Below are 12905 nucleotides of genomic sequence, written 5' to 3' on the forward strand. Positions count from 1 at the left end.
TTTTATTACTCCAGGCTGAAACGGTGTCAGGCTGGAAACATAGTCTGGATAGGAATTGGAAGAGGGGAGCCAGATCAATGTTTGGTGAGGTTTTTAGTTTGATTGGCTTTAAGCGGAATCCTGTTTGCTTCGTGTTTCGTAATAAATTTTTATATATAACGTAAGTCTGGAGGGCTTTAGCTCAATGGGCATGAACAGTCAGAAGGCCTGACCATTCATCCCACTGCGCACGATGCCCCTCACGAATGCCACGATCTGCTCCCGCGCGGTGCTGATCGCTCCCCATTGCCCCTGACCGCACAGCAGGCTCAGAACCGCGAGGGCAATGGGACGGGCCTGCGGCTCGGATGCCGGCCCGCATTCGGCGGCGATGATCTCGCTGAGCAGGTCGCTGTAGGCCGCCTTCAGTTCGTCTATCTGGCCGATCTGTTCCGTACTCAGGTTGACTGCCTCGCGGGTCAGCAGGGTGAGCTTGTCAGGGTGACGTTGGCTGAACGAGATGAACGCCTGGACGAAGCATTGCAAGCGCTCGCCGTTGCTCCGGCTGCCCTTCAGGCATTGCCTTGTTTCGTACAGGAGGTCGGTCAGACTCGACTCGATCAGTTCGAACAACAACCCCTGCTTGCTTTCGATATGGTGGTACAGCGACCCCGCGCGCAAGCCCAGGTGGCTGGCCAGGTCACGCAGGCCGATGGCCTGGTAGCCATGGCTGGCGAACAGGCTGCTGGCCGCCTCCAGCAAGCGATCGCGGGCGTCGGGGGAGGGCGGGGACAGGCGGCTGGCGGCGGGCATCGGGATGACCTGTGAACGATTTGATGTTTGACCAAATGTAAGACAACAGGCATCTTACGTAAAGACTCAATCGCAGAGGTGGTTCATGGAAAATCAAACGGTGGTGATCGTGGGCGGCGCATCGGGCCTGGGCCTGGAGACGGCGCGCCTGATGGTCAAGCGCGGGGCGACGAAGATCGGTCTGATCGACCGAAATGAGCAGTTGCTGGTGCAGGCGGCAGAAGAGTTGCGCGGCCTGGGTGCCGAGGTGGCGCTGGCGGTTGGCGATATCGCCCGCAAGGACAGCGCCCACGGCGCGTTCGAGGAGATCGTCGCGGCCCTGGGCCGGGTGCATTGCCTGGTCAACAGCGCGGCGATCTACCCGCGCAAGGACATCTTCGAGATCACCGACGATGAATGGGACCTGGAAAACGCTGTCAATATCAAGGGCACCTACCACATGATGGTCGCGGCGGTGCGGCATATGCAGCAGTACGTGGCGGCGCCGGCAGTGACCGGGCGCATCGTCAACGTTACCTCGGTGGATGCCTTCAAGGCTCACCCGCAGAACGCCCACTACGCGGCGACCAAGGCCGCCGTGGTCAGCCTGACCAAATCCTTCGCCCAGGCCTGTGCCAAGGACCAGATCCTGGTCAACTCGGTGGCCCCGGCCGGTTTCGCCACCGAGCGTGCCCGCCAGTTGGGCTTCCTCGGCGAACTGGCCGCCGCCAACCCGCTGGGCCGCGCCGCCGAGCCTGCGGAAATCGCCGAATGGATCGTGATGATGGGCAGCAGCCGCAACAGCTATGCCACCGGTGAAAACGTCATCGTCAGTGGGGGCTATATCTATGCCTGAAGTCGCCTTTCCCGCCGGCTACCAGCGGGCCCTGGTCACCGGCGCCACCAGCGGTATCGGCAAGGCCATCGTCCTGGCGTTGCGCGATGTCGGGCTGCAGGTGATCGCGGTCGGGCGCAGCCCCGAAGCGCTGGCCGAGCTGGCCGGCGAGCCGGGGGTGACCACCCTGCAGGCGGATGTCCGTGATTTCCGTGGGCTGAGCGCCGCACTGGAAGGGCAGGCGGTGGATGTGCTGGTGAACAACGCCGGCATCCTCTCGACCCGGGCCGCGTTCCAGGAGATCGACGAGGCGGAGATCGACAACATGCTCGATATCAACCTCAAGGCGCCGCTGCACCTGGCCCGGCAGGTGTTGCCGGGAATGGTCGGGCGGGGCAGGGGGCACCTGTTCTTCATCGGCTCGAGCGCCGGGCGGGCGCCGCATCCAGGGGCCGCGGTGTATGGTGCTTCGAAGGCGGGCGTCAGCCTGTTCTGCGATGCCTTGCGCTGTGACCTGCTCGGTACTGGCGTGCGGGTGACCGAGATCGCCCCGGGGCGGGTGCAGACCCAGTTGTACAAGACCGCGATGGGCATGCAGGCGGCGGGCAGCGAGCTGTATGACGGCTATGAGTCGATCCAGCCGGCGGATATCGCCGAGCTGTTGCTGGCAGCGCTGAGGATGCCGGCAGCGGTGGATGTGTCGCGGCTGGAGGTGTTCCCCACGGCGCAGGCGGTGGGTGGGGCACGGATGGTCAAGACGCTGGGGTGACAGGACCGACGCCATCGCCGGCAACGCCGGCTCCCACAGGGTTCGTGTCGGGCCCGGATCCTGTGGCTGGCACCACACCCCGTGGGAGCTGGCGTTGCCAGCGATGAGGCCGGCAAAGGCAACAGATTTCTGTCTAGAGGTGCTTGACCACCTGTAAGACAACATATAACTTACGTTTAAAGCCGCCCACCAAGGCGGGGTCGTACAACTACAAAGCATTGCAGGGGATATGACGATGACTGCGACATCATGCCGGGTCGGCGTGGACATAGGCGGGACCTTCACCGATATCGCGCTGGACGTGGACGGGGTTCTGCATTCGACCAAGATCCTGACCGACTATGAGCTGCCCGAGCGGGCCATCCTCACCGGCGTGCGCCAGGTGGTGGAGCAGGCCGGCCTGCAGCTCTCGGATATCCACCAGCTGATCCACGGCACCACCCTGGCGACCAACGCCCTGATCGAACGCCGTGGCGCACGCACCGCCTTCATCACCACCGAAGGCTTCCGCGACACCCTGGAAATGCGCACGGAAAACCGCTTCGAGCAGTACGACATCAATATCGCCCTGCCGCCGCCGCTGATCGACCGTGAACACCGCTACACCCTGCGCGAGCGCCTGGATGTGAAGGGTCGCGTGCTGATCGCCCCGGTCCAGGCCGAGGTCGACGCCCTGGTCGAGCGCATCGCCGAAGGCGACTACGAAAGCGTGGCGATCGGCTTCATCCACAGCTACGTCAACGGCGCCCACGAGCGTCAACTGCGTGATGCGCTGCAGGCGCGCCTGCCACAGCTGTCCATCTCGATTTCCAGCGAAGTCTCGCCGCAGATGCGCGAGTTCGAACGCTTCAACACCGTGTGCGCCAACGCCTACGTCAAGCCGCTGATCAAGTCCTACCTGGACCGCCTGGTCATCACGCTGAAAAAGGAAGGCGCCGATTGCCCGGTGTTCATGATCCACTCCGGCGGCGGCATCATTTCCGTGCAGAGCGCCGCCGAGTTCCCGGTGCGCCTGGTGGAGTCCGGCCCGGCCGGCGGGGCGATCTTCGCCGCCGATATTGCCCGCCGCTACCAACTGGAAAACGTCCTGTCCTTCGACATGGGCGGGACCACGGCGAAAATCTGCCTGATCGAAGACCAGGTGCCCAAGACCGCCAAGACCTTCGAAGTCGCCCGGACCTACCGCTTCAAGAAGGGCAGCGGCATGCCGATTTCCATTCCGGTGGTAGAGATGGTCGAGATCGGTGCCGGCGGCGGTTCCATCGCCAGCATCGACAGCATGCGCCAGATCCGCGTCGGCCCGCACAGTGCCGCCTCCGAGCCAGGCCCGGCCTGCTACGGTCGCGGTGGCCTGGAGCCGACCATCACCGACGCCAACCTGCTGCTCGGTCGCCTGGACGCCGACAACTTCGCCGGTGGTGCCCTGCGCCTGTCCAGCGATAACGCTGCCAGCGCCATGGGCCGGGTGATCGGCCAGCCGCTGAACATGCAGGCCGATACCGCTGCCTTCGGCGTCTGCGAGGTGGTCGACGAGAACATGGCCAACGCCGGTCGCGTGCATGCCGTGGAAAGCGGCAAGGACATCGCCGACTACACCATGATCACCTTCGGCGGCGGTGGTCCGCTGCATGCTGCGCGCCTCTGCGAAAAAATGGGTGTTTCGCGCTTCCTGGTCCCGGCCGGTGCCGGCGTGGGTTCGGCCATCGGCTTCCTGCGTGCGCCGTTCGGCTACGAGGCGGTGCGCAGCGCCTTCGTGCGCCTGTCCGAGTTCGATGCCGCCGCGGTCAATGTGCTGATCGAGGAAATGAAGGCCGAATCGCTGGGCTTCCTGCGCCAGGGCATGCCCGAGGGCGAGCCGGAAATGGACTGCACCGCCTTCATGCGCTACGTCGGCCAGGGCTGGGAAATCCCCGTGGGCCTGCCGTTCAAGGCCTTCAGTGCGGCGGACACCGTCGAGTTCAAGGCGCGTTTCGAAGAGGCCTACACCCGCTTCTTCGGTCGCCCGATCGAAGGTCCGGACATCGAGATCGTCAGCTGGTCGGTCAGGGCCAGCTCGCCACTGCCACCGGTGGCCCGAATCGAGGAAGTCGCGGCTTCGTACCGTGCCCATGAAATCGCGCGCCGCCAGGTCTTCGACGTGGCGGCCGGTGGCTTCGTCGACGCCGGTATCCACCCGCGCGAAGAGCTGCAGGTCGGCGCCCGGGTCGATGGCCCGGCGATCATCGTCGAACGCGAGACCTCGACCTTCGTTACCTCGAACTTCACCGCCACGGTCCAGCCCGACGGCTGCCTGCTGGTCGCCCGTCGCTAATACCTGATTCGGAAGCATTCACCATGAGCGAAACATTGATCGACATTCAAATGCAGGTGATGTGGAACCGCCTGGTCTCGGTGGTCGAAGAGCAGGCCCTGACCCTGATCCGCACCGCCTTCTCCACCAGCGTGCGCGAGGCCGGCGACCTGTCGGCCGGGGTCTTCGACCGCGCCGGCAACATGCTTGCCCAGGCCGTGACCGGCACCCCGGGCCACGTCAACACCATGGCCGAGGCGGTGGTGCACTTCATCAAGGACATCGGCGAGGACAACATCTTCGAAGGCGATGTCTACGTGACCAACGACCCGTGGAAGGGCACCGGGCACCTGCACGACATCACCATCGTCTCGCCATCCTTCTACCGGGGGCGGCTGATCGGCTACTTCGCCAGTACCGCCCACGTGGTGGATATCGGCGGCCGCGGCTTCGGCCCGGATGCCCGCGAGGTGTACGAGGAAGGCCTGTTCATCCCGATCATGAAGCTGTTCGAGCGCGGCAAGGTCAACCGCGACCTGATCAATATCCTGCGCAACAACGTGCGCGAGAACGATCGGGTGGTCGGCGACTTCTACGCCCTGTCGGCGTGCAACGAGACCGGGCACAAGCGCCTGCTGGACATGCTCGAGGAGTTCCAGCTGGACGACCTGGAGCATATCGGCAGCTTCATCCTGGAACACAGCCGCCGCGCCACCCTGGAATGCTTCAAGTCGCTGCCCCACGGCACCTACAGCAACAGCATGACCCTGGACGGCTACGACGTGCCGGTCACCCTGGCGGTGACCCTGACCGTCGGCCCGGACGGCATCAAGAGCGATTTCACCGGCACCTCGGGCATGAGCCAGTTCGGCATCAACGTGCCCCTGGGCTATGCCAAGGCCTATGCCTGCTATGGCCTGAAATGCATCGTTGCGCCGGAGATCCCCAACAACTCGGCGTCCCTGGAGCCCTTCGAGGTGACTGCGCCGGAAGGCTGCATCCTCAATGCCAAGCACCCGGCGCCGGTGTCGGTGCGCCATGTGCTCGGCCACTTCGTGCCCGACCTGGTTCTCGGTGCGCTGCACAAGTGCCTGCCGGGCAAGGTGCCGGCCGAAGGCGCCAGCGCCCTGTGGAACCTGCACCTGAGCGTGCGCCCACTGGACAGCAACCCCAATGGCCGCAATGCCGAGATGCTGATGTTCAACAGCGGCGGCATGGGCGCCCGTTCGGCGATGGATGGCCTGAGCGCCACGGCCTTCCCGAGCGGCGTGCACACCATGCCGGTGGAAGCCACCGAGCACGCCGGGCCGGTGGTGGTCTGGCGCAAGGAGCTGCGTGAAGGTTCCGGCGGTGCCGGCCTGCTGCGCGGCGGCCTGGGCCAGGAGATCGAGGTCTCGGCGGCCGAGGGTTACAGCTTCCGCTTCAGCGCCATGTTCGACCGTATCCAGTACGCCGCCCGTGGCCTGGAAGGCGGCCAGCCGGGAGCGGCGGGCTATGTCGGCCTGGATGACGGCCAGCTGCTGCGCGGCAAGGGCCAGCAGTTCGTGCCGGCGGAACGGCGCCTGGTCCTGCGCCTGCCCGGTGGCGGTGGCTACGGCGATCCGCGCCAGCGTGATCGCCAGCAGGTCGAGCGCGATCTGCGCTTTGGCTACATCAGCGCCGAGCAGGCGCGGGACGACTACGGCTTCGAAGCCGGCGGGGAGCGTTGAGATGGAAATCCAGAGCAGCCGCGTGCGCGCGGTGAAGAGCTCGCCAAGCATGGCGGTGTCGGTCCTGGCCAAGCAGATGCTGGCCCAGGGCGAGTCGGTGATCAACCTGGCCCTCGGCGAGCCGGACTACAACGTTCCGGCCCACGTGATCGAGGCGGCCCACCAGGCGATGCTCGCCGGTAACAACCATTACACCGGGCCCAACGGCCTGGAGGCGCTGCGCCAGGCCATCGTCGACAAGTTCGCCCGGGAAAACGACCTGGTCTACGGCCTCGATGAAATCTGCGTCGGCAACGGTGCTAAGCAACTGCTGTTCAATGCCTTCCTCGCCACCCTGGAGCCGGGCGACGAGGTAATCACCCCGGCGCCGTACTGGGTGTCCTACACCGATATGGCGATGCTCAATGGCGGCGTGCCCAAGGTTATTCCGTGCGATGCCGACCAGGGCTTCAAGCTGCGCCCGGAGCAACTGGAGGCGGCAATCACCCCGCGTACCCGCTGGGTCATGCTCAATTCGCCGAACAACCCGAGCGGGGCGATCTTCACCCGTGAGGAGTTGGCCGCCCTCGGCGCGGTCCTGGAGCGCCACCCGCACGTGCTGGTGATCTCCGACGAGATCTACGAGCACATCGTGCTCGGCGACCAGCCGTTCGTGTCCTTCGTCACCGCCTGCCCGCAGCTGCGCGATCGCACCCTGCTGATCAACGGCGTGTCCAAGGCCTATGCCATGACCGGCTACCGCCTCGGCTATGCCGCCGGGCCGAAGCACCTGATCGTGGCGATGAACAAGACCCAGTCGCAGACCACTACCTGTCCGTCGAGCATCTCCCAACTGGCCGCTGTGGCCGCGTTGAACGGCCCGCAGGACTTCGTCCGCGAAGCCAACCGCGAGTACCAGGCGCGGGGCGAACTGGTGGTGCGCGGGCTGGCGCAGATCCCGGGGCTGCAACTGGAGATGCCGCAAGGCGCCTTCTATGCCTTCCCCAATGTCGCGGCCTTTATCGGCAAACGCACCCCGGACGGCGAGGTGATCGGCAACGACGCCGACCTCTCGGCCTATCTGTTGCGGGTCGGCAAGGTGGCCACGGTGCCGGGCTCTGCTTTCGGTCTGGAACCCTATGTACGGCTGTCGTTCGCCACATCGCGGCAGGAACTGGAACAGGCCCTCGGGCAGCTGCGCGATGCCTTCGCGGCCCTGTCCTGATTAATCGGAATTCGAGGTCACCATGAACAAACCTTTCAAACGCCTGCTGATCACCGGTGCCGCCGGACGCCTCGGCTCGGTGCTGCGCAAGCACTTGGCAGCCTTCGCCGACGAGCTGCGCCTGACCGATATCGCCGACCTGGGCCAGGCCGCGCCCCATGAGCAGCTGATCCGCTGCGACCTGGGCAACTTCGACGACGTGCTGCCGCTGACCGAAGGCGTCGACGCCATCGTGCATGCCGGCGGCGTGCCGGTGGAGGACACCTTCGCGAAGATCCTCAACGGCAATATCGTCGGCACCTACAACATCTACGAAGCGGCGCGGCGCAATGGCGTCAAGCGCGTGGTGTACACCAGTTCCAACCACGCCATCGGCTTCTACGACCGCACCGAAACCATCGACGCGACTGCCGCCCACCGCCCGGACAGCCTGTACGGCGTGAGCAAGTGCTTCGCCGAGGACCTGGGCCGCTACTACTGGGACAAGTTCGGCATCGAGTCGGTCAACCTGCGCATCGGCTCCTCGTTCCCCGAGCCGCTGGACCGACGCATGCTCGCCACCTGGCTGTCGTTCGACGACTTTGCCCAGCTCACCGAGCGCTCGCTGCTGGCGCCACGGGTCGGGCACATGATCGTCTACGGCATGTCGGCCAACCGCGAAAGCCTGTGGGACAACCGCCTGGCCTCGTCCATCGGCTACGTGCCCCGGGACAGCGCCGACGACTATCGGGAAAAGGTCCTGGCCGAGCATCCGCCGCTGGACCCGAACGAACCGGCGGCGCGCTTCCACGGCGGCAACTTCGCCGGTGCCGGGCACTTCGAAGACCCGAAATGACCTCCACATCAACAGAGTGCTGAATCATGGCTTCCACGGCTAAACAACAGAATTACGATGTGGTGATCGTCGGTGGCGCGGTCAACGGCAGCTCCACCGCCTACTTCCTCGCCAACAACCCGGACTTCAAGGGTTCGGTGCTGGTCATCGAGCGTGACTGGACCTACAACAAGTCGGCCACCGCGCTGTCCAGCAGCTCGATCCGCCAGCAGTTCTCCAACCCGATCAATATCGAGATCTCGAAGTTCGGTGCCGAGTTCGTGCGCAACTTCCCCGAGGTCATGGAAGTGGACGGCGACAAGCCGAACCTGGCCTTCCACGAGAACGGCTACCTGTTCCTCGGCGACGACAAGGGCTACGAGGTGCTGCGCCGCCTGCACGACACCCAGGTGTCCCATGGCGCCGACGTGCACCTGCTCGACCCCGAGCAACTGGCGCGGCGGTTCCCCTGGGTGAATATCGATTCCCTGGCCGGGGCCAGCTACGGCAAGACCGGCGAGGGCTGGTTCGATAGCCTCGGCATGCTCAACGGCTTCCGGCGCAAGGCGCGCGCCATGGGCATCGAGTACATCGAGAACGAGGTGGTCGGCATTCAGCGTGAAGGCGACCGCATCACCGGCGTGCAACTGGCCAGTGGCGAGCGCATCGGCTGCGGCGTGCTGGTCAACTGCGCTGGCACCCGGGGCACCAAGGTCGCCCGTCTGGCCGGCCTGGATATTCCGGTGGAGCCACGCCGCCGCTCGCTGTTCGTCTTCGATTGCCGCACCCCGCTGCAAGGCACGGTGCCGTTGACCATCGATCCGACCGGGGTGTTCTTCCGTCCTGAAGGCCAGTTCTACCTCGGTGGCACCTACCCGAAACACGACCCGGAAGTGGACTTCGAGGACTTCGACGTCATGCACGACGAGTTCGACGAAGAGGTCTGGCCGATCCTCGCCGAGCGCGTGCCGGCCTTCGAAGGGATCAAGGTGGTCAACTTCTGGGCCGGGCACTACGACTTCTGCGTGCTCGACCACAACGCCATCGTCGGCCCGCACAACGAGGTGGGCAACTTCCTTTTCTGCAACGGTTTCAGCGGCCACGGCCTGCAGCAGGCGCCCGCCATCGGGCGCGGTCTGTCCGAGCTGATCACCTATGGCGGCTATCGCTCGCTGGACCTGGGCGCGCTGTCCTACCAGCGGGTCATCGACAACAAGCCGTTCCTCGAAGACTCGGTTATCTGAGCGCGCTGCCTGAAGGAGAACAACAATGAGCGACAACACAGCAGTACGCAGCGGCGGGCAGGTCCTGGTCGATGCCTTGCGGGTCAACGGGGTCGAGCGCGCCTTCTGCGTGCCCGGCGAAAGCTACCTGGCGGTGCTCGATGCGCTGCATGACGTGCAGGACGAGATCGACCTGATCGTCTGCCGCCAGGAGGGCGGGGCGGCCTACATGGCCGAGGCCTACGGCAAGCTCACCGGCAAGCCGGGGATCTGCATGGTCACCCGCGGCCCGGGCGCGACCAACGCCTCGGTGGGCGTCCACACGGCGTTCCAGGACTCGACGCCGATGATCCTGTTCATCGGCCAGGTGGCCCGCGACCAGATCGAGCGCGAGGCTTTCCAGGAGGTGGACTACCGGCGCATGTTCGGGCAGATGGCCAAGTGGGTGGTGCAGATCGACGACGCGGCGCGGATTCCCGAGCTGGTCAATCAGGCCTTCCAGCGCGCCATCAGCGGGCGCCCGGGCCCAGTGGTAGTGGCGTTGCCGGAAGACATGCTGACCGATCTGGTCTCGGTGGCCGATGCCCGCCCGGCGCAGCGCGTCGAGGCGGCACCGGCTCCGGCGGCGCTGGCCGAGTTGCAAACGCTGATCGGCAAGGCCGGCAAGCCGCTGGTGATCGCCGGTGGTGGTGGCTGGAATGCTGCGGCGGTGGCCGACCTCAAGCGCTTCGTCGAAGTGCAGAACCTGCCCCTGGCGGCCTCGTTCCGCTGCCAGGACCTGTTCGACAACACCGACCCGCACTATGCCGGTGACCTTGGCCTGGCGGCCGGCCCGGCGCTGGTGGAGGCGGTGAAAGGCGCCGACCTGCTGATCGTGGTCGGTGCCCGTCTCGGCGAGATGACCACCGGTGGCTATGCCCTGGTGGATATTCCGACGCCGAAGCAGGCCCTGGTCCATGTGCATGCCAGTGCCGAGGAGATCGGCCGGGTCTACCAGCCGACCCTGGGCATCAATGCCGGGCCGGCCAGCTTCCTGGCCCAGGCTGCGGCCTTGCCGGCGGTGGCGCCAGCGGCCTTCGAGGACTGGGTCGCCAGCCTCAATCGCGGCTATCGCGGCAACTTCGAGACCCCGCGCTCGCCCGGCGATGTGCAGATGAGCGAAGTGATCGCCTGGCTGAACAAGACCCTGCCGGCCGATAGCATCCTCACCTGTGGCGCCGGCAACTACACCGGCTGGGTACACCGTGGCTACCAGCACCGGGTGTTCCGCACCTTGCTGGGCCCGACCAACGGCTCCATGGGCTACGGCGTGCCGGCGGCGGTGGCGGCCAAGCTGACCTACCCGCAGCGCACGGTGATCGCCTTCGCCGGTGACGGCTGCTTCATGATGAACGGCCAGGAGCTGGCCACGGCGGCGCACTACGACGCCCGGCTGATCACCATCGTGATCAACAACGGCATGTACGGCACCATCCGCATGCACCAGGAGCGCAGCTACCCGGGCCGGGTTTCCGGCACCGAGCTGCATAACCCGGACTTCGCCGCCCTGGCCCGGGCCTACGGCCTGCATGGCGAGACCGTGACCCGCACCGAGGACTTCGCCGGCGCCTTCGAGCGCTGCCAGGCCTCCGGCAGGGCGGCGCTGATCGAGATCCAGGTGGATCCGGAAGCCCTGACCCCGCGCATGACCCTCAGCCAGATCCGCGAGAAGGCGTTGCAGTCCGCGCGCTGATTCACCTCGGGTGGGGCGCGGTACGGCCCCACCTTTTTCCCTTTTTCGAACGAGCCAATCGACATGAAACTTGCCGATCACGACCTGCTGCGTGAGTGTTGCTATATCGACGGGCAATGGCTGGCGGCCGATAGCGGCCAGCGCATTGCCGTGACCAATCCGGCCAATGGCGAGGTGCTGGGGCATGTGCCGCGCATGGGCGGCGAAGAGACCCGTCGCGCCATCGCCGCCGCCGAGCGTGCCCTGCCGGTCTGGCGCGCCTTGACTGCCAAGGAGCGGGCGGCGCGCCTGCAAGCCTGGTTCCGCGAGATCATGGCCCACCAGGAAGACCTGGCGCGGATCATGACCGCCGAGCAGGGCAAGCCCCTGGCCGAATCCCGTGGAGAGATCGCCTTTGCCGCGTCCTATCTGGAGTTCTATGCCGAGGAGGGCAAGCGCATCTATGGCGATGTGATCCCGTCGCCGAATGCCGACCGCCGCCTGCTGGTGACCAAGGAACCGATTGGCGTCTGCGCGGCGATCACGCCATGGAACTTCCCCTCGGCGATGATCACCCGCAAGGCCGCCCCTGCGCTGGCGGCGGGCTGCACCCTGGTACTCAAGCCGGCCTCGCAGACACCGTTCAGTGCCCTGGCGCTGTGTGTATTGGCGGAGCGCGCGGGTATTCCGCCGGGTGTGCTCAGCGTGGTGACCGGGGATTCCGCGGCCATCGGTGGTGAGCTGACGGCCAGCCCGGTGGTGCGCAAGCTGTCGTTCACCGGCTCGACGCCAATCGGCATCCAGTTGCTGCAGCAATGCGCGGCGACGGTGAAGAAGGTGACCATGGAGCTGGGCGGCAATGCGCCGTTTATCGTCTTCGATGACGCCGACCTGGAGAAGGCGGTGGAAGGTGCGCTGATCGCCAAGTTCCGCAACAGTGGGCAGACCTGTGTCTGTGCCAACCGCTTCTATATCCAGGACGGCATCTACGAGCGCTTCGTGCAGCGCTTTGCCGAGCGGGTGAACGAGCTGGTGGTGGGCGAGGGCGATCAGCCGGGAACTCAGGTCGGACCGATGATCGACGGGCGTGCGGCCACCGGGGTGGAGCGCATGGTCAGCGAGGCGGTGGAGGCGGGTGCCCGGGTGGTCGCGGGTGGGCGTCGGCATGCGCTGGGTGATGCGTTCTTCGAGCCGACCTTGCTGGCGGATGTCACGCCGCAGATGCGCGTGGCGCGGGAGGAGATCTTCGGGCCGGTAGCGCCGATCTTCCGCTTCTCCAGCGAGGAGGAGGTGATCGCGGCGGCCAATGACACCGAGTTCGGCCTGGCCTGCTACCTGTATGCGCGGGATCTGGGGCGTGTGTGGCGGGTCTCGGAGGCGCTGGAATACGGGATGGTCGGGGTCAATGTCGGGGTGGTGGCGACCGAGGTCGCGCCGTTTGGTGGGGTCAAGGCGTCGGGGCTGGGGCGGGAGGGGTCGCGGTACGGGATCGAGGATTACCTGGAGATCAAGTACGTCTGTTTAGGTTTGTGAAATGCTGATGGCTCCATCGCTGGCAAGCCAGCTCCCACAGGTACTG

General features: G+C 65.7%; 10 protein-coding genes. 9 read left to right on the forward strand and 1 reads right to left on the reverse strand.

Annotated features, from left to right (window positions below):
• Positions 1 to 198: 198 nt before the first annotated feature.
• Entirely contained in the window at positions 199 to 792 is a 594-nt protein-coding gene (locus AC2CQI_RS02210; protein WP_484578995.1) for a TetR/AcrR family transcriptional regulator, read from the reverse strand.
• An 85-nt stretch (positions 793 to 877) separates the two neighbouring features.
• Between AC2CQI_RS02210 and AC2CQI_RS02215 the strand changes: the two genes are divergently transcribed.
• The 9 genes from AC2CQI_RS02215 (at position 878) to AC2CQI_RS02255 (ending at position 12859) form a co-directional block, all read left to right on the forward strand.
• A complete protein-coding gene (locus tag AC2CQI_RS02215; RefSeq protein ID WP_075805452.1) occupies positions 878 to 1627 on the forward strand; it encodes an SDR family NAD(P)-dependent oxidoreductase in 750 nt (249 codons plus the stop codon).
• The gene (locus AC2CQI_RS02220; RefSeq protein ID WP_075805453.1) at positions 1620 to 2375 is read left to right on the forward strand and encodes an SDR family oxidoreductase; all 756 of its coding nucleotides are present in this window, start codon (positions 1620 to 1622) and stop codon (positions 2373 to 2375) included. The genes AC2CQI_RS02215 and AC2CQI_RS02220 overlap by 8 nt, the downstream gene beginning before the upstream one ends.
• A gap of 235 nt (positions 2376 to 2610) precedes the next feature.
• Entirely contained in the window at positions 2611 to 4686 is a 2076-nt protein-coding gene (locus AC2CQI_RS02225; protein ID WP_484578996.1) for a hydantoinase/oxoprolinase family protein, read from the forward strand.
• 23 nt (positions 4687 to 4709) lie between these two features.
• Positions 4710 to 6374: a hydantoinase B/oxoprolinase family protein gene (locus tag AC2CQI_RS02230; RefSeq protein ID WP_484578997.1), complete on the forward strand. Its 1665-nt coding sequence runs from the start codon at positions 4710 to 4712 to the stop codon at positions 6372 to 6374.
• Between the two features lies 1 nt (position 6375).
• Positions 6376 to 7578, forward strand: coding sequence for a pyridoxal phosphate-dependent aminotransferase (locus AC2CQI_RS02235; RefSeq protein ID WP_484578998.1), 1203 nt, complete (start codon positions 6376 to 6378; stop codon positions 7576 to 7578).
• 22 nt (positions 7579 to 7600) lie between these two features.
• Positions 7601 to 8413, forward strand: coding sequence for an NAD-dependent epimerase/dehydratase family protein (locus AC2CQI_RS02240; protein ID WP_484578999.1), 813 nt, complete (start codon positions 7601 to 7603; stop codon positions 8411 to 8413).
• A gap of 26 nt (positions 8414 to 8439) precedes the next feature.
• Positions 8440 to 9636, forward strand: coding sequence for an NAD(P)/FAD-dependent oxidoreductase (locus AC2CQI_RS02245; protein WP_484579000.1), 1197 nt, complete (start codon positions 8440 to 8442; stop codon positions 9634 to 9636).
• 25 nt (positions 9637 to 9661) lie between these two features.
• A complete protein-coding gene (locus tag AC2CQI_RS02250) occupies positions 9662 to 11347 on the forward strand; it encodes a thiamine pyrophosphate-binding protein (RefSeq protein WP_484579001.1) in 1686 nt (561 codons plus the stop codon).
• A 63-nt stretch (positions 11348 to 11410) separates the two neighbouring features.
• On the forward strand, positions 11411 to 12859 hold the full coding sequence (locus AC2CQI_RS02255; protein ID WP_484579002.1) for an NAD-dependent succinate-semialdehyde dehydrogenase: 1449 nt from the start codon (positions 11411 to 11413) through the stop codon (positions 12857 to 12859).
• Positions 12860 to 12905 lie beyond the last annotated feature (46 nt).

This window comes from Pseudomonas sp. P2S-1, from assembly GCF_057197725.1.